Raw genomic sequence first — 24,041 nt, forward strand, 5'->3', positions numbered from 1 at the left:
TCGGCGGCACCCTCATCGCCACCCAGTGCCGCACAGGGAATGCCGACCGGCGCAACTACTCCGGCGCGCCGCCGGCCTCGAAGCACAGCACTGGCGGACCTGGGCTTCCACGGGCTGGACAACGACGTACTCGACCCCGTGGTCGTCACCGGTTTCCACGCCACCCGCATCCACTAGCTCACCCCTGGGCAGAGGACCGCCAACCTCGAAGTCAACCGCTGAGGGATCCGCTCAGCAGGCGGTCGCTCACGGCGAATGGGAGTGGCCCGGTACCGGGCGTACTGGCGCATCGTCAGTGACCCAAGGAGCCGGTCCTGTCCGGCGCCCCGGAACCCATGTGCGTCAGGGCTGAATGGTTTCCAGGTCCTCGAGGAGGCTGGAGTGGGTCGGCTGCCAGCCGAGGGCGTCGCGGGTGTGGGCGCTGGATGCCGGCTGGTCCATGGCGAAGATCGGGCCGAACGGGCCGAAGTTCTCCTGCGCAACCTCCTCGACCGGCAGGCCCAGTCGCCGGCCGATGACCGTGGCGATGTCCCGCACCGCGTCGCCCTCGTCGCCGACGGCGTGCCAGGCCGTCCCGGCCGGTGCGGACTCAAGGGCCAGCCGGAACAGGACGGCGGCGTCGAGCGCGTGCACGGCCGGCCAGCGCTGGGTACCGTCGCCCGGGTAGCCGGCCACCCCGGTGCGGCGCGCTTGATCGGTCAACAGGCCGGCGAATCCGCCCTGGCCCTGGTTGTGGACCGTACGCGGCATGCGAACGGCCGTGCTGCGCACACCGCGCGAGGCGAGGCCCATCAGTGCGTTGACCGAACGGCCCCGGCCACCCACCGGTCCGTCGGTCGGCAGCGGATCGGCCTCGGTGGAGGCGCGTCCCGGCACCCAGGGCGTCCCGGAGACCGTGACGATCGGACGGTCACTTCCGATGAGTTCCTGCCCGAGCGTGGCGAGAGCGGCGCTCTCCTCGGTGATGGACCGCGCGAGAGCGTCCGGACTGCTGTAGTCGCGTCCGAACGCCAGACTGATCACGCCGTCGCACTGCGCTGCACCGGACCGCAGTACGTCCAGGTCCGCCAGGTCTCCTCGCAGCACCTTGGCCCCAGCGCTTTCAAGGGCCTGCGCGGAGCCGTCCGAGCGAGCCAGTGCGAGAACGGTGTGCCCGTTGCCGAGGAGTTCGGCGACGACGGCGGAGCCGATGGTGCCAGTACCGCCGGTGACGAAGACATGCATGAGCTCTCCCCCAAAGTGATGGGACGATTGTCCCGTCACTGACCCTACACCGTGACGGGACAGGTGTCCCATCGCTTATCCTTGTCTTATGGCTAGATGGCAACCCGGGGCGACCCAACGACTCGTCGTTGCGGCTGTCGACCTGTTCACCGAGCAGGGGTACGACGCCACCACGGTGGCGCAGATCGCCGAGCGCGCCGGCGTCACCAAGAGCACCTTCTTCCGGCACTTCTCCGACAAACGCGAGCTACTGGTCGCCGGCCAGGAGACGCTCAGCAGGCTGCTCGCCGAAGGCATTACCGAGGCCCCCGTCGGCGCCAGCCCGCTCCAGGCGGTAGCAGCCGGCCTCGAACGCGCATCGAGCGCCATGGGACCGACAAACCGCGAACTCGGTCCCCGCCTCAAAGCAGCCGTGGCAGCCAACACCGAACTACAAGAGCGCGACGCCCTCAAGAGCGTCGGTCTCGCGGCCGCCATGACAGCCGCGCTCGTCGCCCGTGGCGTCCCCGACCCGACCGCGCACCTCGCGGGCGAGCTGGGAGTCCTCGCGTTCAAGCGGGGATACGCCCAGTGGTCTGAAGGCGATCGTGATGACACAGAAGGGCTCGCGCCACACGCGCTGGCAGCACTGGAAGACCTACGTGCGGCAACGGCATCGCTGGGCTGACCCATGCCGCCCGGCTGTCGGCGCCACGTGCAGTGCGACGTTCGTCGACTGCCTCCCGAACGCCCAGCCCTTCCCGGCAGACCTCCAAGCCGATCGCCGACAGACGACCTACTGCGCGGACAGTCACCCAGGACCAGCGCGAGCACCCCGAGAGCCGGTCACGCCAACCCTTCGCCCCGTCATTTCAAGTCGACGGAGGCTCATTCCTCCAGGGAGGCGTGAGAGGCGAGTTGAACACCTCCCACGTCGGCGAACAGGGGCGGGCGTGTCGGTGACGTTGATGCGTTCGTGTACCGGTTCGGAGGGGGGTATCTCGCCGCCGCCGCCGATCGAGTCGAGATGCACCGGTGTCGACAGCGCCGGGGCGGTCGGAAGACGCGGAACCGCCGCTGGCCTCACGGCTGACGTGACAGGGGACGAACCTGCGGCGCGCGTGGTCCCGGCCGGTGACCTACTCGCGGATGCCTGCGGCTTCGATCGCTCGTCGGCGCGTTGCCCGCCCGGTCGCTGCCGCCGCAGTGATCGTGGTGACGAGGGCGCAGAGCGCGATGGTTCCGACGATCTGGGTCCAGGGGATCACCGTCGGTGCGCCAGTCACGAGTTTGCTCAACGAGACGTGCTGGGCCGCTGCGGCGAGACTGGTCGCCACGGCGGCGAGCACGGTGCCGACGTCTACCGCCACAGCAGCCTAGGCTGCGGCGACCTTCACGATCTGGCCGCGCATCGCGCCGGCCAGCCCCAGCAGGGCGAACTCCCGCCGTCCCCCGGCCACCGCCATGATCAGGGTATTTGCCACGGCGATCAGTGCGTAGGCCAGAGCGATACCCAGAATGATCACCGCAGCGTTGTTCGTCTGCTTGGCGGCGTGTACGCGCTGGGCCTCCAGGTAGGCGCCGTGGGTCAGGAGGCGCGCGCCGGAGCCGGCCAGAGCCTGGTTCACCGCGGCCGTTTGCTCCTCATCGAGCGGTCGGCCCATGCTGGCCGCCGAGTCGAGGTAGACCTGGCCCGGCATCACCGCGCCGGTCAGCGACCCGGACACATACGCTCGGAAAGCCCGTGCAACGGCGCGCCGTCGAGCAGGACCCGGCCCGCGTCGACCCGGTCGAGGCCGGCAGCACACCGCAACAGCGTTGACTTGCCCGAACCCGAGGGCCCATGATGGCGGTGAAGGTGCCCGCCTTGAAGTCGACGTTCACCCCGTCGAGCGCCTGCACCAGGCTGTTGCCACGGCCGTACGTCTTGTACACGGCGCTCAGGCTGACAATCTCGCCCACCCTTTCCGTACCGACGAAGGCTGGGATCGAAGCCCGTGCCGGTAATGCCTTGTTCCGGAACACTCGCTCGCCTTTTTCTTGGGGGCATCGGTCACGTGCCGGACCGACGCTACGGCCGTTCGCGGCGCCCATGCCTGCGGACTTCCCCTGATCTCCACCCTGAGGAGCCCCTGACCCGAGTAGAGGGCGGCCGGGCAACACGGACACCCGCAACCGCCACCGGCGGCCGGGTGTTGTGCCGTCCACTCGTCCCTGACTCACTCAGCCCTGGCCGAGGCATTGGGCGATGCCCTGGGATTCACCAAGGGCTGTGACGCCGAGCAGTTGGGACCGGATGACGCGGTCAAGGTTCCGCGGCAGCGAGAGGCCGGCGATTCCGGCATCGCGGTCACGGTCGATATCGGCAGGCGAGAGTGCGCGGGCTGGGGGGCGCCTCACCGGACGGGGCGAGCCACGGCGGCAGCCGTTCGCCTTGGTGCTCGGTGAGCATCTGGCGCGAGGGCCGGACGTAACCCCGCCGGAAAGTGGTCCGACTACTCGCAGGTGAAAGTCCCTCGCCTGCGGGCGCTGCCTGCGCGGGCCAGTTGTCCTCGAACGATCAGTTCGAGTGCCCGCGGCTTCGGGACCAAATCGCCTTCAAACAGTGCCTGTTGGTCGTTTTGGCTGGGACGCCCGGTTGCGTCGATAGCGGATTCAACTGGGAGTCGGGGGGCACCCTGAAGTCCATGACGACCGGGGGGCAAGGCCTACTACTCCCTGACCGACCCGCGCGGTCCTGTGAACGGCCTCGCCGACGAGTACGGCGCCGGAGTCAACCCCTACAGTCCGCGCGGGGTGTCCCGCACCACTACCGAAGGTGTCCGGCAGTTCTGCCGCTGTGCTGGCGGCGCATCAGAACACGATGGTCTGCGAGTCCGGCCGCCGGAATCGTGGTCGTTGGGATCGGTGGAGCGGCGAAGGGCCCGGAGTCCGGCTTGCTGTTGACGGCTGGGTGTTGTGCGGCGGGCCAACAGGTCGCACAGGGTGTGGCGACCTGGCACTCCTGAACTCTGTGGCGGGAGTGGGGACCTCCGCCCGCGGGTCGCCACCCGGTGTACAACGAGAGGAACGCGATGGGACGTTTGGAAGACTTCGAAGATCGCACCCGGGGCCACCCCGTGGCCAACCTGGTGGGCTCCTTCCTGGTGATCTACGTGCTGGGCGGCGTCATGATGACTTTGGCAGGGACCTCTGCCACCAAAGCGTGGGTGGCCTCCCTGCCCGTACTCCTCGCCGTCGGCTCAGGAATAGCGGCCGTGCGCTTCCGTCGTAGGGGCAGGACCGACCAATAGCGGCTAACGACATGGTGTGCGATTGAGGCTGTTGCTGCGTGGCGGAGGATGGTGCCCATGCGCGCTCTCTTCGACAGCCCCGAGCCCCGTCGCGTCTCGCCAGGCGAGTACCCCGTGTGGGACCGGGCTCTCGCCCTCCTCAACCGGGACTTGGCGGTGACCATTCCCGAGCAGGAACCCCTGCAACTGCTGGCCCTTCCGTCCTACGATGCGGATGGGCTGGAGAACGTCTACGTCGCTCTCGCCAACGGCGAGTGGCATGGCAATTACCTGTACCAGGAGTCGGCGGACGACTTCGCCTCTGCGCTGGCGCTCGTCGCAGATGCCGCGCAGGAAACCGTCACCGAGCGTCTGTGGCAGGCGTGGCCTCTGTGCGCCGAGCATGGCCTGGGCATGCATCCGCGGGATGCGGACGGGTAGCTGTCCTGGTGGTGCGCGGGAGAGCGGTTGCGTTGATGCCCGCCCCATATCCGTGCGGGCCGTGGGCGCGCTCGACGTCTTCGTTCGCCCACGTCGCCCCAATCGCAAGAGGCGGCGGGCGTGTTGATGTCCCCTGCGCCACGACGCTCGTTGCGGTCATGACCGTCTGCGTGCGGCCGGGGCGGGGCCGAGCCACCAGTTGGTATTCACTGACCGGGTCATAGCCACGTTGGTCGTCCTGCGGTTCCAGCTCCCGCACGCGGCCCTGGCCGTGCTCTACGGGGTGGACCGTTCCACGATCACTCGGGCCGTCCACGAGATCCGCCCGTTGCTGGCGGCCCGCAGCTTCGCTGTATCAGCTTACGCCGGCCTGCGGCTTCGCACGCTGGAGGATGTCTTCGCCTGCGCGGCGGCCGAGGAAGTCGAGCTGCGGCTGGACGGTACCGAGGCCCGGGTGCGCCGTCCGAAGGCGAACAGGCCCGGTCGGCGCGCTTTCGTGTCGGGCAGGATGGGCAGAACACCAAGAAGGCCACTGTGGTCACCGACAGGCGGGGCCGCACCCTGTGGACGGGGCCGGTCCGGCCCGGCCGGATGCGCGACCAGACGGCCGTGAAGACCGAGGGGCTGTCCGAAAAGGTCGCTGCTTGGGACGCGGCCCGCCATCAGCAGTCCTCGGAACGGATCTGCGCCGAGCACGCCAACGCCGAACACAAACACTGGCGGACCCTCCAGTGGTACGCCAGCCAAGCTCCACGCTTCCACCTGGGCCGGGACGGGACGGTTTTCGCGGCGGTCGTCACGGTGTCCATGGTGCTGACGTGGGGTCAGGGTCCGGCGGATGGCTACCGCCGCGCGCTCGTCGCGAGACACTGACCGGCCGAAGCCGCCCTGCCGCATGCCCCGGCCCGCACGGTGGTGTGCCAGGGGCACGTGGTCCACCAGTCATCCCACTCGCCTGCCGCGCCGGCCACGTCCCCGTGTCCCACGCCACCCTCAGCAGCCCGCAGACCGAGCGCGTCGTTCGTGGCGTGTGCGTGCCAGGTGGTGGGCGGTGCGCAGGAGGTCGCGCGTTGACGCTTCCGTGTGCTTGCCGGGGTTGATGACGGCCAGCCAGCCGGCTGCGCCGTAGACGGGGTGTGCGAAGACGGCGTCGGTGGCGCTGGGGTCGGCCTTGGCGCGGGTGGGGCGGCGCGGTGTGTGGCCGGTCCACCGGATGAACGCTTCCTTCCCGGCGGCGATGTTCACGCGGAAGATGTCCGGCCGGTCCAGACGCGATGTCTCGTCGCCGGGGTAGTTCTTGGTCGTGATCGTGGCGAACGGCTGGGCGGTCGCCTGGGCGGCGCCGTCGGGTGCGTAGAAGAAGAACGTGTCACCCCAACTGAGCTCCGGGGTGCCGTCGCCGGGGGTGGGCGTCTGGGTCAGGACGCCGTCGAGGCCGCTTACGAAACTGATGATCTCATCGATGGTCATGTGCTCCAGCGTTGCATTCATGTGCTTGTGGAGACTTCGAGGTGGAAACAGACCGGAAACAGAGGGGTGTGGGGATGTCAGGTCTCAAATCAGGGGATATGCGTACCGCGGATGTCGCCCGGCGGGTCGGGTACTCCGTTCAACAGGTGCGCAACCTTGAGCGCGACGGGGTGCTGCCGCCCGTGACGCGTACGGCAGCGGGTCACCGGATCTACGGTGAGGCGCATCTGCGGTCCGCCGTGGCCTACCGGGCTCTCGCCGTGGGCGTGGGGCCGGTCGAGGCCAAGGAGATCGTCCGGGCCATTCACCAGGGCCCCGCAGGACGAGCACTGGCCCTCCTGGACGCGGCGCACGCCCGGCTCCACGAGGACCGCACACGACTGAGGCAGGCCCAGGACGCCGCCCGCGCGATTTCCAGCGAGCCGATGGGCGACGTGCGCGCGTCGGACGCGATGAGCGTGTCCGAACTCGCGGCCGCGCTCGGTGTGCGCCCTTCGACATTGCGGCACTGGCACGCGGAGGCCCTGGTCCTGCCGGACCGCGACCCCGTGCGTGGGACGCGGCGCTACACACCGGCGCAGGTGCGCGACGCCAGAATCGTTCACCAACTGCGCAAGGCCGGATACCGCATCGCGCCCCTGCGGGCCCTCATGCCGCAACTGAGGCACCCCGGCCGAGCGGCTGAGGACGTCGTATCGGCGCTGGCGGGCAGGGACGCCCAAGTCACCGCGCGATCCCAGGCCCTCCTCGACGGCGCCGCCGCACTCAGCGCCCTGCTCTGCCCGCGCGACCAACGCCCTTGAGCGCACCGCCCGTTGGGCCGGCCACCAAGCGGTCACCGGCCCGGGCGGCCACGAGGGACACCCGGGCGCCCACGCGGCGTATCAGTGCGTCAGCGCACCACCCCACGTTCCCGGCGGCCCGCGCTCAGGCTCGAGGCAGCGGCGACCGCGACCGCGGTGGCCGCGAGGGCAGCACTGGTCCACACCGCGTCCCGGAAGTCACCCGTCGTACCCGTGACGGCGCCGGCGAGCAGCGGTCCCAGGAACGCGCCGGCGTTCAGCGCGACAGTCGCGAACGACCCGTTCAGGGACGGGGCAGCGGACGCGAGGTGCAGGACGCGGTTGACGAGCGCCGATCCGATGCCGAAGGACAGCCCGCCCTGGATGACCGTCGCCAGGAACAGGGGAACAGGACGGGTGCTGGTCAGGGCCAGCAGCGTCCACCCGACAGGCAGCGACCACAGCGCGATGGCCACGCCTTGCCCGAGCCGGCCGGCGGTCGCACGTCCCACCGCGTTCACCCCGGCGAAGGCACCCGCTCCGAACGCGGCGAGCAGCCCGGGGACCGCACCCGTGGGCAGGTGGGTGACATCCGTGGCGACAACGGCCAGGTAGGCGAACGTCGCGAAGGTCGCCCCGTTGACCACGGCCGCGAGCACCAATGCCGACTGCACCGAGCGCGAGGTGAGCGTACGCACTTCCTGCCTGACCGAGACGTCGGGCCGGCCGCCCGCGTCGACGGGCGCCGAGCGGAACACGAGCAGCAGCGCGGGCAGGCACAGGGCGGCGACCGCCCAGAAGGCCGAGCGCCAGCCGGCCCATTCTCCGAGCAGTGCGCCCGCGGGCACGCCGACGACGCACGACAGCGTGACCCCGGACAGCAGGATGGAGGTGGCCCTGGCTCGCCCCGGCGGGGCCGCGAGGGCGGTCGCGACACTCATCGCCACCGCCAGGAAACCGGCGTTGACGATCGCGGCGACGATACGGGTCGCGAACAACACGGCGAAGTCCGTCGTGACCGCGCCGATGACGTGCACGCCAACGAACGCCGCCAGGAAGCCTGCCAGCGCTCGACGGCGTGGCCAACGCGCGCTCAACGCGGCCATCACCGGCGCACCGACGATCATGCCGATGGCGTACGCGGACGTCAGGCTCGCGGCGGCTCCCACCGACACGGACACATCACGGGCAATTCCCGGTACGAGACCGGACAGCATGAACTCGGAGGTTCCTTGGGCGAAGACAGCGAGGCCAAGGACATGGATGAACACAGGCATGGAGTCGACTCCAGCGGTGACGGGTGCGGGCAGGAACATCCGCGTGCTGGAGGTCGAACCGCGTCACCCGTCGCGGGGACGGGGGCCGGAAGGGCACCAGACACACGGAGCACGTGTCCGATCGCTCACGGCGAAGCCGACCAAGGGACCTGTCGGTCGTTGGTCAGATCGCATGCCGCCGAGCGACCGGCGGCTCCGTTCTGTCTGATTCAGGGCTCGTCACGTCAGGCAGAGTACGCATGGCTTGGGCAACCATCAATCGGATTACGGCGGCCGCCGGTTCGGGTGCCGCGCCGCCGAGTTGTCGGGCGGCAAGCGTGGGTCGGCCGTGACCGCACCGATGGGCGGCGGGTCATGCCGTCCCGTGCGCGTTCAGGCGTAGGTGGAGATCTCGAGCAAATTGCCGTCCGGATCGCGCAGATAGGTGCTCAGGAACGGCCCCAGGGCACCTGTGCGTGGCACCGGCCCCTGCTCCACGGGGACTCCGTGTGCGGCCAGATGGGCCAGCACCTGTTCCTGCGAGGTCTCGGTGACCAGGCAGAGATCGGCGCTGCCGGGGGTCGGCCGGGTGGCGTGGGGGAGGAGTTCGTGGCCGGCCTCATGCAGGTTGATCTTGCTGTTGCCGAAGGCCAGCGCACGGCGTCCCTCCCCGAAGGCGACGGGCCGCATGCCGAGGACGTCCTGGTAGAAGGCGGTCGTCCGCTCGATGTCGGCGACCGTCAGGACCAAATGGTCAAGGCCGCTGATCGCGATGCCGGGCCCGGGGGCGTACCGGCCCAGCCGCGTGGCGCAGGCCTGCCATGCGACGGCGGGCAGCAGGTCGCGCGAGCGGGCGAACAGGCCGTACAGGCCCGGACCGTGGCGCTCCGCGAGCTCGGCGTTGTGGGCCAGGACGTCGAGCTCGTTGGCGGCGGTGATGGTCACGGCTGCGCGTACATCCGCGTCGGGCGGCGTGTGTTCGCGACCCGTGAAGCGATCGCGGAAGAGAAGCGGAAGCCCGGAACCCAGGCGCGGGTAGACGGCGCCCCGATCGCAGCTCGCGTACAGGTACACCAGGGCCTCAGCGCGCTCGCCGATCAGTTCGGCAAGGACCTCGCGCTCGGTGAGGGCCAGGAGCGAGGCGTCGAATCCGTCCGTCCCGTACGCGGCGTGGCACAGTCCGGCGAGCTGGACCTCCGGCTCGACGTCCCAGTCGGCGAGCAGACGGGCGACGCGGCGCAGGTGGTCCAGGAGGGTGCCGCCCGGGTGGGGCATCCGTGCGGCGCCGCGGCCGGCCAGGAACTCCTCGATCCGTGGCCGGTGCGCTGAGGGGGCCGGCTCCATTCAGGCCACCCGCCCCGTGGACTGTGCCACCTCGGCGACCAGGCGGGCGGTGGCCGGGGTGGCGATGCCGTGCGCCGCCCCCGCACGCAGGACGGCTCCGCCGATGGCGTCGAGTTCCAGCGGCAGGCCGGCTTCGGCGTCGCGCTGCATCGAGGACTTCATCGTCTCGGGAATGCGGTCGAAGAGCGAGAGCAGCCCTTCGGCGGTCACGGGCGCACCCCCGGCGCGGGCCACCGCGGCCACCTCGTCGAGGACGGCGAGCAGTTCGGCGCGGTGCCCGGAACGGACGGTGCCGACGTCCGCACGGTGCCGGGTGGTCAGCAGGGCGAACGGGGCGAGGAAGGCGAGCTTGTCCCAGAGCACCGCGCTCTCGTTGTCCCGTACGCTCACGTCAAGGCCTGCCTGGCGCAGGACTTCCGCGAACTCGCCCAAGGGGGCGCCGAGTTCGAGCTGGGTGAACGGGCTGGTGTGGGCGATGCGGCCGGGCGCGGTCCGGGTGGCCTCGACCCGGATGGTGCCCGCGACGATCTGGGCCGAGGGCAGGCGCCGGCGCAGCACTGCGAGATGGTCGACGCCGTTGAGCAGCGGGACCACCACCGCCGCGCCCAGTACGTCCGCGGGAACGCGGTCGAGGGCTTCGTCGAGCGCGGTCTGCTTGACCGTCACGAAGACCGCGTCCACGGGCTCGCGCAGCCGGGTGTCGGCCTCGACCGCCGCCGTGAACGCGCCGTACTGCTCACTGTCGACGCGCAGGCCTTCCTGGCGCAGCACGTCGGCCGTCCGGTCTCCGGCCAGGCAAATGACACGGTGTTCCGCGCGGGCCAGCAGCGCGGCGATGAGCCCGCCGACGCCGCCCGGGCCAAGAACCGCCAAGGTCAGCTTGCTCGTGTTCACGTATGCTCCTGTCTGGGGAACCGAGGAGTCGAGAGGCCGGGAGAGCCAGTCGGGCCTGGGCGGATCGGTACCCGGCCGTACCGGCATCGTGCCGGAGCGCGAGGCGGACGACGGGCGCGTCGCCGCCCTGAGCCACAAAAGATGATCAAACCAAAGGCGACACAAGTCAACGGGCCGCCCCTGTGGCGTGAGGTACGCCCTGGCGGGGCACCCGCCCATCACCTGCCGCCGCACGAAGAGAGAGCTCCTTGTCCCCAGCATCCCCGCACGAGGGCAAAAGACGCCCACACGCCGCCGCGCTGCTCAAAGCATGGGGCCGTGATCTGCGTGCGACCGGGGTGGCGATGTGGAACGACAACGTCTCCGACTGCGCGGCCGCGCTCACCTATTACGCGGTCCTTGCTCTCGTCCCCGCGCTTCTGGTCGCCGTCTCCGTCATAGGGCTGGCAGCCCCGCAGGCGACGGGCCGGTTGATCGATGAGCTCACCTCCTACGCGCCGGCCCAGTCGGCCGTCGCCCTGCGCGAGGCCTTGCGGGAGATGACGGCGGCGCAGTCCACGGTGTGGCTGCTGGTGGTCACGGGATCGGTGAGTGCCCTGTGGTCGGCGACGAGTTATCTGGCGGTCTTCCGCCGGGCGCTGCATTCCATGAACCGTCTCCCGGATTGCCGTCCCGCGCTGCGTACCGCGCACACCATCGTGGCCACCGCGCTCCTTCTGCTCGCCCTGCTCCTGACGGGGTCGGCCGCGATCGTGATCTCGGGGCCGCTCGACCGCCGGGTCGCTGCGCTGCTCGGCGTGGGGGGTCTGGGCACGTGGCCCGTGCTGCGCTGGCCGGTCATGCTGTGCGTGGTCACGGTCCTGGTGCTTGTGCTGTTCCGTACGGGGCCCTCCGAGGTGCGCGGCGTGCGCCGGGGCCTGCCGGGTGGTGTGGTCGCGGTGGTGCTCTGGTTCGTGGCGTCCGCGGGATTCGCGATCTACGCCGGGCACTTCGCCTCGTACACGCGGCTGTACGGCTCGCTCGCAGGCGTGGTGGTCTTCCTCGTCTGGCTGTGGTTCAGCAACTTGGCCCTGCTCGCCGGGGCCCAGTTCAACGCCGTACGGCGCGGCGACCAGGATGGTGTGCCGCGGACGGACCCGGAGATCCCGCAGGCGCGGCCGAACGCGCCAGGGGGCCGGACCGCCCAGGGGAACATTCTTGGGGCCGACGGATGACGCCGGTGGCGGGCTCCATGGCTACCACCGGGCATACGGGGTAGAACAAGCCCATGGCCGACACGGTGGACGCGGACGAACTCCTGCGGCGTATTCGAAGGGCCCGCGACTGGGCGCTCCAACAAGAAGACCGGCTCGCCCTCAAGACTGACGCGGACACGGAGGGATCAGCGTCCGCGAACGCGGAGAGGGCAAGGGTCTTCAACGCCGTGCGTACGGTGCTCGACGAGATCATCGAACCAGGCAAGCACGCCGGCCCCGAGTAGGCGGTCGGGCCTCGGCGCGGACGGTGGCGGCAGTGGTGATCCACGCCGGCCACCCGGTACCCGCCCGCACTGCTCCTGCCATCGCGCCCTGGGCAGCCGCCGTCCACGCACCCGTTGGTGACCGGCGCCGACTTCGACACCCACGGGCGCTTTGGCGTGTTCTTCCACGGCTCCCCAAAAGTGGGTTATATGACTAACCCATGCCCAATTGATCCTGCCACTGGGCACGATTATCGTGTGCTACCAGACGGATACTCTGTGTAGTCGCAAGGGTTGGGGAGGGTCCATGCGTAGGTCCATGGCGGCATGTGCGGTGCTCGCGCTTGGGGCGAGTTTGCTGGTCGGAGGGATGACGCACGCGGCAACCGCTGCGGTCACGCCTGGCGCGACCATGGCGCTCCGAGCGCCGACTCCTCCGTCGACGGTCCCCGACCTGGACGCCCCCGGGCCGGCCAAGCCCGTCGAATTCCCACCGGACGGGCAGTGGCATGGCCCGGGGCAGGTCACCATCCAGGCCCCGCAGTACACCCGCATCACCCACGCGGACTGGAGCTGCACGGGTCTCGCCTGCCCGGTGTCCATCGCCTCCGACGGCTCGTCCGCCACCATTGACATCCGAGGCCGCGCCATCTGGATCCGGCCTTGGACGGTCTACGTTGCCGCCGACGTTGACGCGCCCCTAGCGGGCGGACAGTTCAGCGGGAACCTAACCTTCGAAGGCGTGACGGTACCTCTGGACGTCAACATCACCCCGGGCACCCCGGGTGCCTTTGGCGGGTACGTCAGCAACGTCCTTGGGGGAGGGGGTGCCCGAGTCCGGTTCGTGGACCCCGACTTGAATGCCGCCGCCGCGGGGTTCCTGGTCCAGGACGTCATCACCTCCGTCGACGGACAGCCCGTCACGTCGCCGGCCTCCCTCAACGCCGCCCTCGCGAGCAAGCGAGCCGGGGCCACCGTGGCCGTGGACATCAGGCGTAACAACACTCCCATGACCCTGCAATACACGATCGATCAGTGATTACCTCAGCGCAGCCCGGCGGTCGGCGTCCGCGCGATCCATCGCCCGACGCAACGTTGAGCGGGTTCTTGGGCTGTCGTGTCCCAGCCGCCCGCCAGAAAAGCGGCTGACACGCGCGCCGAGCTTCCAGCCACGTCGCCGTCTCAGTCTCAGTCTCACGAGAGGATTGCGCGGGGCGTGGCCGGGTGGGCCCTTGCCGCCGCCCACATCCCTCACGATCCCTCACGCACTTGTGACTGTCTGTCATTCAATGATGACCGTCCATACCGGGCGGGCCAACGATGAGACGAAGGGGATGACGATGAGCACTGCCGCCGCGGCAGCCGCACATGGTGAGCACTCCGCTCCTCCGATCAGGACGGTCGCCGGGACTGGGAGCCCTGGGTTCAAAGGGGAAAGGGGGCCTGCCGTTTCGGCTGAGTTGAACCGCCCGTACGGGGTCGTGGTGGACAGCACCGGCACTGTCTACTTCTCCGACTCCGACAACCACCGGGTCCGAAGGATCACCTCTGACGGGAAGATCAGTACGTTCGCGGGGTCCGGGGCCGCGGGGTTCGATGGGGATGGTGGGCCGGCGGTTTCGGCTCGTCTGAGTTCGCCGCATGGGGTGGCGGTGGATGGTGCGGGCAACGTCTACGTCGCTGATGCCGATAACAACCGGGTCCGTAAGGTGACGGTTGACGGGAAGATCAGTACGTTCGCGGGGTCCGGGGCTGCGGGGTTCGCAGGGGACGGTGGGTCAGCGGTTTCGGCTCGTCTGAGTTCGCCGCATGGGGTGGCGGTGGATGGTGCGGGCAACGTCTACGTCGCTGATGCCGACAACAACCGGGTCCGGAAGGTGACGGTTGACGGGAAGATCAGTACGTTCGCGGGGACCGGGACTGCGGGGTTCGCAGGGGACGGTGGGTCAGCGGTCTCGGCTCAACTGGACTGCCCCCTGGGGGTGGTGGTGGACAGCGCCGGCACCCTCTATGTGTCCGACCACAACAACCACCGGGTCCGGAAGGTAACGGCCGACGGGACTATCAGTACGGTCGCCGGAACAGGCGCCGACGGCTGTGGTGGTGACGGCGGGCCGGCCGCTTCGGCCGAGCTGAACTACCCGCTTGGGCTCGCTGTCGACTGCGTCGACGCCCTCTACATCGCCGACTACGTCAACAATCGGGTCCGGAAGGTCGCGTCGGCGAAAATGGCCGGGCTGCCCGAGTCGGGCACGGTGGTGTCCTGGGCCAACGTCCGCAGCAGGCTGCGCATGGGGATCGTGCGTGAGTCCACCAAGGATGGGGCCGAGGTGCAGCAGTTGCTCGCCGCGTCCAGGGACCACCAGCGGTGGCGGCTGGTCGCTGCGGGCCAGGACGACGGCGATGTCCTGTACAGGATCGAGAACGTACGCAGCGGCAAGGTCCTGGAGGTCGTCGGGGCGCAGGAGAGGTCCGGGGCTGTGGTCGCGCAGCGCGGCAGTGAAGGTGCTGACGCGCGCCATCAGCAGTGGCGGCTGATCCCGGTGGGCTCGGCGAGGGACGTTCCGCGGGTGTATGAGATCGCGAACCACAACAGCGGTCTGCTCCTGCGAGTCGATACCAACGCCCGTGCGGTGATCAAGCAGGACGAGGCGGAGGGTGATCACCGGGCACGGCAGTGGCAGCTGTTGCCTTTGTGACGCGAAGAGGGGGCAGGGGCGGTCTTGCCCCTGCCCCCGGTGACCCGGAATTACTAGGATTTGGGCGGGTTTTCGGCGGTTGCCTTCGGCGCCTTGGGGGCTTCTTCTGCCTTGGGGGTTGCCGGGGTCTTGGGTGGTTTGGTGAAGTCGCTCTTCTTCGGCCTGTCCTCGAGGTCTTCGTCCTTTTTCAGGCCGTTGAGGTCCTGCACCGTCGCGCTGGCCTGGTTCATGCCGGCCGAGGCCGCGTCGGACACGGAGCCGGCATGGGGGTGCTGGGTCTGCGTGGTGGCTGATGTCTGGGTGGTCTCGATGAAGGAGCCGAGGAAGCCCAGGATGAGTCGTGCTTCGGGCGACTGCTCCTGTACGACTTTCGCCCGGGAGGAAGCCCCGTGGATCGCCTTGGGGAGCAGGTCCGTCCTCTTGTCGTCGTACGTGTCGTCCTTGGCGCCCTCGAAAACGTCGAGGTCCGCACTCAGCTGCGGCTCGACGTCGTCGGCCTTTACGGAGAAGAGCCCCGCGCTGTTCTTCGCGAAGCCGAAGATGTTGTCGAAAACCATGGTCATCACCCCTGGTCGTGGGAGCGGCGCCACGCCGCCCGCTCAGATGTCCTTGTACAGCGCTCGTTGGCTGTAGGTCAGGCTCTCGTGGTTGAACATCGTGTGGTGGACGTCCAGGACGGAGACGACTTCGGCCAGTCCCTTCATGCGGAAGCCTTTGCCGCCGGCCAGGTCGATGTCGCCGATGTCGTGGGCGACCACGTAGTCAAGGCCGGGAGGGTTACTGGACTGCGGGGGAGACAGGACCGGCACCGGCACCGCGTACCTCACCGCGAGGAACCCGGAGAAAGTCACCGGGATTTCGTAGATGTAGTGCTTGTGGGTGCGCCGCTGCGTGGCGATGGTTTCCACGCGGGAGTCCGCCGGGACGTCGCCGGAGATCTGCGATTTCGAGGTCCAGCTGGTGGTCAGGGAGCCGCCGACGGAGGCCGCGATACCCAGCGCGAGCTGTGCGTTGAGAGAGGCGTTGCCGGTGGCGCTGCCCTGGGTGGTGAACGCCACCGAATTGGTCACCGTGTTCGTCGACGAGTTCCCTGCCGAGTTCGTCGCGGCCGTCTCGGTGGCGTTGGCGTTGTCCACGCCGACGCTGTCCTTGCTGTTCTTGTTGGTCACCGTGTTGGTGTTCTTGTTCGCGGTGTCGTTGCGCAGTTGCGTCCCGAGCTGCGCCTGGAGGTCCAGCTTGAGCTGGTTCTGAAGCTGCAACTGCAACTGCGCGCCGACGCTGCCGCCGAAGGTGAGTTTGGCGTCCCCGTGGAGCGACCACGTGATGCCGTTCGACACGGTGAAGTCGACGGAGTCGGTGAAGGTCATTTTCGTCGTCTGGCTGCGGTTGACGTAGACGCGCGAGGAGAACGTGTCGGGCGGGGGCTGGGCGATGTCACACCGCTCCTCGATCAGCGGCTCCCCGAGGTTCATGTAGGCCAGCCACCCCAGATCGAACGCGGACCCAGGGAAATGCTGGGAACTCGACTTGTTGATGGAGACGGCGACGGGGTGGTGTGGCACCCCGTAGTTGTCGGTGTAGACCAGGTTGGGGTGGTGCACGATCGACTGAAGGTCGACGTTGAGTTCCCGCAGGTTCTTCTTGGTCAGCGGATGACGCTTGAAACGTTCCAGGTTGTACGCGGTGGAAGGCATTCCCCGTCCTCGGCCGATTCTGGCAGAGCCGTGCCCGGTGCAATACAAACGGGCCCTGCGTGCGTTGTCGGAAAATCGACGCTATCACGATCCTAATTACCCGAAAAGAGATCTCGGTACATCACGCTCAATCGAGTGAACAGATTCGTTTTGCCATCCTTGGCTGGGCGTAATTGCGGGTATGTTCAGATCTGCCGATCACTCCGCCGATAGCTCTCCGAGAGTCCTGTCCGTATGCGCCGTGGCCATGAATTATTCGAGTGGCGGTATTCGGTCAGGGTGCCTACTCTTTTTAGCTGTTTCGGTAGAGAGCGGTTTGGTTTGCGGTAATTCCGAGTAACGGCCAATGCGGCGAGCGCCCTGCGCATTGTTCTCCCCATCAGAAACAGGTGAGGTTTCCGCGATGTACACCCAAGAACGCACGGCGATGTCGAATCTGGTGGTCGGCGGCCCGGTGGCGGTGAACAGCTACGACAACGCGATCGTGGCCGCGCTGGTCGAGAACCGGCCGGTCATGCTCGTTCACGCCTTCAACGGCGGCTACCTGCGGCCTGCCGAGCTGAAGGAGGACAGTCACGACAAGGGGGTCAAGCTGGCCACCGTGCTCGACCCGGACACCAAGGAGGCGCAGGGCCACCTCTGGCACATCACCCCCGCCGGTTTCTTCGGGCAGCGGCCGCTGTACTTCATCGAGAGCGCCGCGGGCCAGGTGTCGCCCAAACCCGCCGGCGCGGGCACCGGCCCGGGCGCGGCCGACGCCGGGCGCGGCGACGACGGCGCGCCCAAGCCGCAGCGCCGGCGCATCACCGTCCACCAGGAGGCCCCCGAGAGCACGGCCGACACCGTCCAGGTCGGCCTGCCCGACAAGGTGGGCGACAAGTGGCGCGGGCAGAACGGCGCGCCCGAGGACACCCAGCTCTGGGTGGTCACGGTGACGCCGTGGGGCGGGATCACGTTCGTGCCGATCACCCACCCCGACGCCATCCTCGGGTTCAAGGACCACGCGGTGGCGGCCGACAGCGAGGTGCGCCTCACCTACAACTGGGGCGGGGACTTCACCGGGACGGTCATCAACACGTTCTACCCGCGGCTGCCCAACGAGTGGAGCGTCCCCTACCACCACGTCTTCACGTGAGCGGCCGCCACCGCCGTATCGCGTCCGAGCCGAGCCCCTGCCCGAACCGTCTGGAAGAGGCACAACGATGCCCGTGCCCACGGAAGAACTGAAACAACAGATCGTCAACGCCGCCACGGGGCAGCCTCTCGGTGTCAAGGCCGTGCCGGGTGCGGACGGGACGCTTGTCGTCCGCGACTTTCCCGAAGGCGGACCGAGCCCGGAGCAGTGGCAGCTCACCCCCGTAGGGGCCGCGCAAGGACAGGACGACCAGGGGTATGTGATCCGCAACGCGGTCAGCGGCCAGGTGCTCGACAACTCCGCCGCGGACCACGGTGTCCGGCAGTGGGATGCCGCAGCCGGCAACAGGGGCCAGCAGTGGCACGTCGTCCCCGTCGAGGGCGAAGCGGGCCTCTACTTCATCGAAGTCGCGACCGACGGTGCCGTTCTCGACCTCGACGATCCCGGCACCGAGGACACGCGGGTCGTTCTGCGCGAGTACGACGAGAGCGCGGAAAGCCAGCGCTGGCGGTTCGTGACGGCCGACCCCGAGCGCACCAGCGACCCCGTGTTGCGCTGGGCGCCGCTGAGCCACTGGAACGGCCGCCGCTCATGGCGGCTGGCCCGCTCGGTCGCGCTGCGGCCGGCGCCCGGCGCGACGCCCTGCTTCAGCGACATGCTGCTGGTCCTCGAGCAGTTCGGAAGCGGCCAGGATGCGGGCGGGTGGAGGAGCACCGGAGCCGTACGTTCCCCCAGCGGGCAACCGGGCTGGTGGGGCGGGCTCGGTGACCGGTTCCTCGCCGACACCACGGGAACAGGCCGAGCGGACCTCGTCGCGCTCAAACCCGCGAAAGGGGTGGTGACAGCCTCCAGCCGAGGCGATGGCACGTTCGACGAGGAGCGCGTGCTGCTCCCGGCCGTGCCCTCCGCGAGCCCCAAGGATCTGTGGACCCTCGCGGACATGACCGGCAACGGCAGGCCCGACGCCGTCATGCTCTGCGCCGACGGTGTCCGGGTGTCCCCGCAGGACGAGGACGGGACGTTGGCACCCGCAGGCGGCGAGCCGGTCGTCAGAGCGTTCGGACACGGCCAGCAGTCCGGCGGCTGGCGCGCCGACAAGCATCCCCGCTTCCTCGTCGACGTCACCGGCTGCGGCAGGCTCGACATCGTCGGCTTCCGGGACGACGGCATGTGGGTGTCCCTCCAGGACGAGGACGGCACGTTCGCGCCCCTCGCCGACGAACCAGACCTCCGGGCGTTCGGCTGCGACGAGAAGGCGGGTGGCTGGCTTGCCGACAAGCACCCCCGCTTCCTCGCCGACCTCACCGGTGACGGCCGCGTCGACATCGTCGGCTTCCACGACGACGGCGTGTGGGTGTCACTCCAGGACGAAGAGGGCACGTTCGCCGAACCTCTGTACCTCCTCGACGACTTCGGCGTCGACCAGGGGTGGAGTACGGCTGAGGAACACCCCCGCTTCCTGGCCGGCATCACCGATGGTGGAGCCGTGGACATCGTCGGATTCGGCCCGCAGGGCGTCGTCGTCGGACGGGGGCGCGGCGACGGGACGTTCGAGCCCTCCAAGCTCGTCCTGAACGACTTCGGGCTCGCCCAGGGGTGGACGAGCAAGAAGCACCTCCGCTTCCTCACCGACGTCACCGGCGATGGCAACCCCGACATCATCGGCTTCGGCGACGAAGGGGTCTGGGTGTCGCACAACCGAGGCGACGGCCGGTTCGAACAGGCCCAGCTGGTGTGCCGGGGCTTCGGACACAACGACGACGCCGGCGCCTGGCGCATCGACCACCACCCCCGCTTCCTCGCCGACATCACCGGTGACGGGCGCGTCGACATCATCGGCTTCGGCGGCCCCGGCGTGTATGTGGCCCGAAACCTCTTCCGCCGCTTCAGGACCCGATAGCCCCCGAAGGACGTCCGCAGTCGCATGGCGGGTCGGGGCCGGCCAGCTCCCGGGCCCTGGTCTTGCGCGCCGCATCAGCGTCGTGCGGGCCGGGTCGTACGCGGCTCGCGGCCCGCCCGGGCGGGCCGCGGCCGGGTGACCGTCACGGAGCTCGGTGACTCCTTCGCGGTCGTGCTCGGCCGCCAGGCGGCCGTGTTGGCGCGGAACCGGGAACTGGAGCTCGATCGGTGCCGGGTCCGCCAGCGCCTGCGGCTGGGCCCGCCGTCCTTTCCCGCCGGACGCCTCCACCGTCGCCAGAGGTTCAGGACGGTGCTGCCTGAGCCAGCTGACCGTCCCGTCCTCCGTCCGACCCTCCGTACTGATCAGGACGACGCGATCGTGCTGGAGCTCCACCTCATCGACCACCCAGCCGCCGCCGTCGATCCGGCATCCGGCCCCCAGCGCCAGCCCGTTCCAGCAGTCTCGGGCGTCACACCCATCCGCCAGCTCGGTGCGGCGACATGCGACGTGCGGTGTCCGGAGCACCCGTAACCCCCACACTTCCGCCGCTATGTCCAGGATGGGCGCGTTTTCAAGGGGTCGTTATGGGGGCCGCTCCCTGCCTACCGGTCACCTCCCGTCGACGTCTACTTCAGGCTCATGTGTCTGATGCAGACGAATTGCGGCGGGCCATTCCTGGGGTGACGCAGGGTTAATGGCAAAAAACGCGTCACGCAATGGCGTGTAATCGTCGCGACGGGGATTTGGCGCTTGAGGCGGCGAGGCTGAAAGCGTCCGCACGGTTCCAGCCACCACAATCAGTACCGTCTGTTTTCGGCCGATCGGCCAGGCGGGACACTCCCCACCCGCATCGAGTATTGGGGCAGCTCACACCCAGGATGCGCCCTCGTGCGACCCTCCTGCGCTACCGCATGGAATCAGCCGAGTCGATGTTGCAAGGAAGCGAGGCATGCGGTGAGCTTGTTTGTCGCCGCGACGGCGGGGAACTCGCGCACCGATGGACCAGCTATGGGTCGTTCGTGGTCTCCTCTACGCGACGGCAGCGCACCACTGTTCTTTGTGTGACGTAAACAAACAGTCAAGGTTGCTGTGCGTTAAAAGTGTGGGGTTGCGTTCGAACGAGCCTTGTATGAAGACTGTGGCTGAGTTTGGACGGGGCGCAGGGCTTCAGGAGGTTTGAATTTCGCCAATCCTGACCCTTACTCAGCGGTAAATATGTACCGTCGTGGTCGCGCTCCGGGAATGGATTCATCTGTTGGGCCGGGTGCTGGTGGGGTGCCCGCGTGACCGTCACGCGGAAGCATTGCCGAGGGGGATACGACATGGCAGGTGAAGTTCTCGCATCCAGTGCGCTCACGGGCGGGAATCAGGAACACCTCCGCTGCTTCCGCAGGAAGTGTTGACGCCCGTCCAGCGAGATCCGCGCGCGATCCCGGCGCGTCTGACGCGCATTCATCGGCGCACGCCACGTGGGTACCTCCGCCGCCGCCCTCGGTGCTGCGGGTGCCCAGTGCGCCGTCGGACGCCCGCGTCCAATCGCCAAGTCGCACCCCGAACAGCTCTGTCGTCGTTCCCCGCCGCGCCCACGCGGACGGGCTGTGTCCGCGTGCCGTCAAGTCGAGGAGCCATGGTGTCCACCGACCGCAAGACGAGCGATACCTTTCTGCTGGACGCGTTACCCCGGCGCTGGAGCGACCTGCGCGCAGCCGGCCCGGTGCGGCACGACGACCGGCAGGGTGTCTGGCAGGTCGTGGACCACGAGATGATCTCCGCCGTGCTTGCCGACCCGGCGACCTACTCCTCGGACCTCTCCTCCCTGGCGCCCACGCAGGAGGACTTCGCGACCTTCACCCAGGGCAACTTCGTCGGCATGGACCCCCCGGAGCACCGCAAGCTGCGCGCACTGGTCAGCCAGGCCTTCACGCCTCGCGTCGTCCAAGGACTCGCGCCGCGCATCGAGGCGGTGTGCGAGCGGCTGCTGGGGTCCGTCGGTGACCAGGACCGTTTCGACCTCGTCGACACCCTGACCTATCCGCTGCCCATCATCGTCATCGCGGAACTCCTGGGGATCCCGGCCGAGGAGCACCGCACCTTCCAGGACTGGGCGAGCGTTCTGTTCGGCGGAGACCAGCTCGGCGAGGCGCCCGACATGGCCGACCTCGAGCGGGCGCTGGCCGCCATCGCTCCGACGGTCCGGGAGATGAACAGCTACATGCTGGACCACATACGCGGCTGCCGCGCCGCCCCCGGTGACGATCTGACCAGCAGACTCATCGCCGCCGAAGTGGACGGTGTCCGGCTCACCGACCAGGAGATGGTGGGCTTCGTGGCGCTGCTGCTCGTGGCGGGACACGTCACGACCACCGCCCTGCTCGGCAACGCCGTCGTCACCTTCGACCGTCACCCCGACGCGGACGCCGCACTGCGCAAGGACCCCGACCTGATCCCCCCTGCCGTCGAGGAGGTGCTGCGCTGGCTGCCCCCCTTCCCCGAGCTGGGGCGCCGCGTCACCCGGCCCGTGGTCCTGGGCGGCCACGAACTGCCCGCCGACAGCATGGTGATGGCCCATCTCGGCGCCGCCAACCGCGACCCCGCGCGGTTCGAGCGGCCCGACACGTTCCTGGTGGACCGCCACCCCAACCCGCACCTGACGTTCGGGCACGGCATCCACTTCTGTTTCGGCGCCCCCCTGGCCCGGCTGGAGGCCAAGATCGCGCTGCGCATGCTGCATGAACGATTCCGCGTCCTGGCGATCCCGTCGTACGACGACATCGTCGCGCAGAATCCGGCCGTCATCGTCGGCATCCGCCATCTGCCCGTCGAAGTCACCAGGACCTAGGGGGTGTCTGGTGGGCCATGGCCGGGGGCGCGGCGTCTGGCACGGCACCTCGCGGCGTTGCCGAATCGCCCCGATAGCTCCGCTATCGAGACGCTCCGGCGCCTTGCGATGCACCGCACCAGACGCCGCGCCCTGACCGACCCTGATCCACCAGACACCCCCTAGCCACCGACCGGCACGTCCTCGCACCGCCCGGCCCGGCACCGCTCGCCACGGCCGGAGAAGCCACCCGTACACGAGGAAACTCACTGGGGAGCGCCTTTCTCATGCCCTACACCGTCCCCGCGGTCCCTGCCGACCCCTGCGCGCCGGCTCCGCTGCGCCACGCCGTGCAGAACAGGCTCGACGCCCTCGCCGAGAGGCACAAGGTGCCCGGCGCCCAACTCGTCCTCGACGACGGCACGGAGACCGTCTCCCTGCACACCGGTATCGCCGACGCGGCCACCAGCGCACCGTTCACGGCGGACACCGCCGTCGCCCTCGGCTCGCTCACCAAGCCCTACACGGCCGCTCTGGTGCTCCTCCTCGTCGACGACGGCGACCTCGACCTCGACGAGCCCGTCGCCGACCACCTGCCCGAACTGCGCGGCTTACCCGAGGTGTCGATACGGCACCTCCTCAGCCACACCGGCGGACTGCCCACCGGCCCCGACTCCGACACCTCATCCGCGACCACCGGGGCCCGGTACCTCACCTCGCTGTGCACCCCGGCCCAGGCACTGTTCCCGCCGGGCACCGACTTCTCCTACTCCAACGCCGGTTACGTCGCCGCCGGGCGGCTGGTCGAGGAGATCACCGGCATGCCGTGGCACGAAGCCGTACGGGTGCTGCTCCTCGACCCCCTGGGCACATCGGCCGCGTTCGTCGGCGACAGCACCGCCACCCGCCCCTGGGCCGCCGGACACGCCGTCAACACCGCCACCGGACGGGTGCGTCCCGTCGGGCAGAACCTGGCACCGCTCGAGGCTCCGGCCGGGGCCCTGATGGCGAGCGCCGCCGACCTGGCCGCCTTGGGCAACGCCCTGATCGGCCGGTCGCAGGCGCTGCCGCCTTCGGTCGCCAAGGAAATGCTCCGCCCGGAGGACCGCGCCCGGCCCGGAGCTCTGGCCGACGGCTGGGGCCTGGGGATCGCCCACTACCGGCAGGGCGACGACCTGTGGTGCGGCCACGACGGCAACGCGCAGGGCACCTCCTGCCACCTCAGGGTCGATCCGACCAGCGGCGTGGTCGTGTCCTTCACCGGCAACGCGGGCGGCGCCACCGCCCTGTGGCGCGAACTGGCCGCCGATCTGGCGGAGTTGGCGGGCGTACGTGTGCCCGCCGGGCCCGTCCCCGCAGGCGAGCGGGGGCGACCGGTCCGGCTGCCCGAGTGCTGGGGCACGTACCGCAATGGCGGCGCCGACTACCGCGTCACCGAAGGGCCCGACGGTTCACCGGTGCTCTCGATCGACGGAGACCTCGCGCTGCCGCTGGTCTGCTACGCGGACCTGTCGTACGACCTGGTCGATCCCGGCACCGGGCGCCGAGAGCCCGGCGGACGCTTCCACCGCGATCCCGCCACCGGCCGGATCGAACGCGTCCAGGTGTCCGGACGCACGGCGCGCCGCACCGACGACGGCTGAGCCACCCCGAGCCCGTGCCACGGCCGCCGGG

Annotated in this window: 25 protein-coding genes; 15 read left to right on the forward strand and 10 right to left on the reverse strand. The window is 69.3% G+C overall.

Annotated elements, in window-relative coordinates; genetic code table 11:
* Nucleotides 1-39 precede the first annotated feature (39 nt).
* Nucleotides 40-177: a hypothetical protein gene (locus ACFYM2_RS24960; RefSeq protein ID WP_388839193.1), complete on the forward strand. Its 138-nt coding sequence runs from the start codon at nt 40-42 to the stop codon at nt 175-177.
* Between the two features lie 165 nt (nt 178-342).
* Here the strand turns inward: ACFYM2_RS24960 and ACFYM2_RS24965 are convergent, their stop codons facing one another.
* Nucleotides 343-1,224: an SDR family oxidoreductase gene (locus ACFYM2_RS24965; RefSeq protein WP_388839196.1), complete on the reverse strand. Its 882-nt coding sequence runs from the start codon at nt 1,222-1,224 to the stop codon at nt 343-345.
* A gap of 88 nt (nt 1,225-1,312) precedes the next feature.
* Between ACFYM2_RS24965 and ACFYM2_RS24970 the strand changes: the two genes are divergently transcribed.
* The gene (locus tag ACFYM2_RS24970) at nt 1,313-1,891 is read left to right on the forward strand and encodes a TetR/AcrR family transcriptional regulator (RefSeq protein ID WP_388839199.1); all 579 of its coding nucleotides are present in this window, start codon (nt 1,313-1,315) and stop codon (nt 1,889-1,891) included.
* 451 nt (nt 1,892-2,342) lie between these two features.
* On the opposite strand, the gene ACFYM2_RS24975 is transcribed toward ACFYM2_RS24970, so the two are convergent.
* From ACFYM2_RS24975 to ACFYM2_RS24985, 3 genes are read right to left on the reverse strand one after another with little or no spacing between them, the layout of a single operon-like run.
* Complete coding sequence (locus ACFYM2_RS24975) at nt 2,343-2,573, reverse strand: hypothetical protein (RefSeq protein WP_388839202.1); 231 nt, start codon at nt 2,571-2,573, stop codon at nt 2,343-2,345.
* Between the two features lie 6 nt (nt 2,574-2,579).
* Nucleotides 2,580-2,930 carry a hypothetical protein gene (locus ACFYM2_RS24980; RefSeq protein ID WP_388839205.1) on the reverse strand — a complete coding sequence of 117 codons (351 nt, stop codon included), beginning with the start codon at nt 2,928-2,930 and terminating at the stop codon, nt 2,580-2,582.
* Nucleotides 2,915-3,253 (reverse strand): ATP-binding cassette domain-containing protein, encoded by a 339-nt coding sequence (locus ACFYM2_RS24985; protein WP_388839208.1) that lies wholly within the window; start codon nt 3,251-3,253, stop codon nt 2,915-2,917. Before ACFYM2_RS24985 ends, ACFYM2_RS24980 begins: the two co-directional genes overlap by 16 nt.
* Before the next feature lie 1,024 nt (nt 3,254-4,277).
* Here ACFYM2_RS24985 and ACFYM2_RS24990 point away from each other — a divergent pair.
* The 4 genes from ACFYM2_RS24990 (at nt 4,278) to ACFYM2_RS25005 (ending at nt 5,789) form a co-directional block, all read left to right on the forward strand.
* On the forward strand, nt 4,278-4,496 hold the full coding sequence (locus tag ACFYM2_RS24990; RefSeq protein WP_388839211.1) for a hypothetical protein: 219 nt from the start codon (nt 4,278-4,280) through the stop codon (nt 4,494-4,496).
* A 57-nt stretch (nt 4,497-4,553) separates the two neighbouring features.
* On the forward strand, nt 4,554-4,916 hold the full coding sequence (locus ACFYM2_RS24995; protein WP_388839214.1) for a hypothetical protein: 363 nt from the start codon (nt 4,554-4,556) through the stop codon (nt 4,914-4,916).
* A gap of 229 nt (nt 4,917-5,145) precedes the next feature.
* The gene (locus tag ACFYM2_RS25000; RefSeq protein ID WP_388839423.1) at nt 5,146-5,529 is read left to right on the forward strand and encodes a transposase family protein; all 384 of its coding nucleotides are present in this window, start codon (nt 5,146-5,148) and stop codon (nt 5,527-5,529) included.
* The gene (locus tag ACFYM2_RS25005) at nt 5,451-5,789 is read left to right on the forward strand and encodes a hypothetical protein (RefSeq protein ID WP_388839429.1); all 339 of its coding nucleotides are present in this window, start codon (nt 5,451-5,453) and stop codon (nt 5,787-5,789) included. The genes ACFYM2_RS25000 and ACFYM2_RS25005 overlap by 79 nt, the downstream gene beginning before the upstream one ends.
* A 120-nt stretch (nt 5,790-5,909) precedes the next feature.
* Here ACFYM2_RS25005 and ACFYM2_RS25010 read toward each other — a convergent pair whose 3' ends face one another.
* Nucleotides 5,910-6,386, reverse strand: a complete 477-nt coding sequence (locus ACFYM2_RS25010) for a DUF6194 family protein (protein ID WP_388839217.1) — start codon at nt 6,384-6,386, stop codon at nt 5,910-5,912.
* Between the two features lie 98 nt (nt 6,387-6,484).
* Here ACFYM2_RS25010 and ACFYM2_RS25015 point away from each other — a divergent pair, with 98 nt between their 5' ends.
* Entirely contained in the window at nt 6,485-7,189 is a 705-nt protein-coding gene (locus ACFYM2_RS25015) for a MerR family transcriptional regulator (protein ID WP_388839220.1), read from the forward strand.
* Nucleotides 7,190-7,278: 89 nt separating this feature from the next.
* On the opposite strand, the gene ACFYM2_RS25020 is transcribed toward ACFYM2_RS25015, so the two are convergent.
* The 3 genes from ACFYM2_RS25020 to ACFYM2_RS25030 all read right to left on the reverse strand — a co-directional run bounded on the left by ACFYM2_RS25020 (nt 7,279) and on the right by ACFYM2_RS25030 (nt 10,662).
* Nucleotides 7,279-8,445, reverse strand: coding sequence for a Cmx/CmrA family chloramphenicol efflux MFS transporter (locus ACFYM2_RS25020; protein WP_388839223.1), 1,167 nt, complete (start codon nt 8,443-8,445; stop codon nt 7,279-7,281).
* Between the two features lie 372 nt (nt 8,446-8,817).
* Entirely contained in the window at nt 8,818-9,768 is a 951-nt protein-coding gene (locus ACFYM2_RS25025; RefSeq protein ID WP_388839226.1) for a VOC family protein, read from the reverse strand.
* Nucleotides 9,769-10,662, reverse strand: a complete 894-nt coding sequence (locus ACFYM2_RS25030) for a 2-dehydropantoate 2-reductase (RefSeq protein ID WP_359005193.1) — start codon at nt 10,660-10,662, stop codon at nt 9,769-9,771.
* 248 nt (nt 10,663-10,910) lie between these two features.
* Here ACFYM2_RS25030 and ACFYM2_RS25035 point away from each other — a divergent pair, with 248 nt between their 5' ends.
* The 4 genes from ACFYM2_RS25035 to ACFYM2_RS25050 all read left to right on the forward strand — a co-directional run bounded on the left by ACFYM2_RS25035 (nt 10,911) and on the right by ACFYM2_RS25050 (nt 14,820).
* Nucleotides 10,911-11,876 (forward strand): YihY/virulence factor BrkB family protein, encoded by a 966-nt coding sequence (locus tag ACFYM2_RS25035; RefSeq protein ID WP_388459883.1) that lies wholly within the window; start codon nt 10,911-10,913, stop codon nt 11,874-11,876.
* 53 nt (nt 11,877-11,929) lie between these two features.
* Complete coding sequence (locus ACFYM2_RS25040) at nt 11,930-12,142, forward strand: hypothetical protein (RefSeq protein WP_359005191.1); 213 nt, start codon at nt 11,930-11,932, stop codon at nt 12,140-12,142.
* A 391-nt stretch (nt 12,143-12,533) separates the two neighbouring features.
* Nucleotides 12,534-13,160 (forward strand): PDZ domain-containing protein, encoded by a 627-nt coding sequence (locus ACFYM2_RS25045; RefSeq protein WP_388839229.1) that lies wholly within the window; start codon nt 12,534-12,536, stop codon nt 13,158-13,160.
* A gap of 295 nt (nt 13,161-13,455) precedes the next feature.
* A complete protein-coding gene (locus tag ACFYM2_RS25050) occupies nt 13,456-14,820 on the forward strand; it encodes an RICIN domain-containing protein (RefSeq protein WP_388839426.1) in 1,365 nt (454 codons plus the stop codon).
* A gap of 53 nt (nt 14,821-14,873) precedes the next feature.
* Here ACFYM2_RS25050 and ACFYM2_RS25055 read toward each other — a convergent pair whose 3' ends face one another.
* Complete coding sequence (locus ACFYM2_RS25055; protein ID WP_388839232.1) at nt 14,874-15,377, reverse strand: hypothetical protein; 504 nt, start codon at nt 15,375-15,377, stop codon at nt 14,874-14,876.
* 42 nt (nt 15,378-15,419) lie between these two features.
* On the reverse strand, nt 15,420-16,514 hold the full coding sequence (locus tag ACFYM2_RS25060; RefSeq protein ID WP_359005179.1) for a hypothetical protein: 1,095 nt from the start codon (nt 16,512-16,514) through the stop codon (nt 15,420-15,422).
* Between the two features lie 403 nt (nt 16,515-16,917).
* Between ACFYM2_RS25060 and ACFYM2_RS25065 the strand changes: the two genes are divergently transcribed.
* The 4 genes from ACFYM2_RS25065 (at nt 16,918) to ACFYM2_RS25080 (ending at nt 24,010) form a co-directional block, all read left to right on the forward strand.
* Nucleotides 16,918-17,649 carry a hypothetical protein gene (locus tag ACFYM2_RS25065; protein WP_359005176.1) on the forward strand — a complete coding sequence of 244 codons (732 nt, stop codon included), beginning with the start codon at nt 16,918-16,920 and terminating at the stop codon, nt 17,647-17,649.
* Between the two features lie 67 nt (nt 17,650-17,716).
* The gene (locus ACFYM2_RS25070) at nt 17,717-19,549 is read left to right on the forward strand and encodes an FG-GAP-like repeat-containing protein (RefSeq protein ID WP_388459878.1); all 1,833 of its coding nucleotides are present in this window, start codon (nt 17,717-17,719) and stop codon (nt 19,547-19,549) included.
* Nucleotides 19,550-21,176: 1,627 nt separating this feature from the next.
* On the forward strand, nt 21,177-22,388 hold the full coding sequence (locus ACFYM2_RS25075; protein ID WP_359005170.1) for a cytochrome P450: 1,212 nt from the start codon (nt 21,177-21,179) through the stop codon (nt 22,386-22,388).
* A gap of 266 nt (nt 22,389-22,654) precedes the next feature.
* The gene (locus tag ACFYM2_RS25080) at nt 22,655-24,010 is read left to right on the forward strand and encodes a serine hydrolase domain-containing protein (RefSeq protein WP_388839237.1); all 1,356 of its coding nucleotides are present in this window, start codon (nt 22,655-22,657) and stop codon (nt 24,008-24,010) included.
* The last annotated feature ends 31 nt before the right edge of the window (nt 24,011-24,041 follow it).

It is taken from the genome of Streptomyces sp. NPDC006711 (genome assembly GCF_042869775.1).
Lineage (GTDB): Bacteria > Actinomycetota > Actinomycetes > Streptomycetales > Streptomycetaceae > Streptomyces.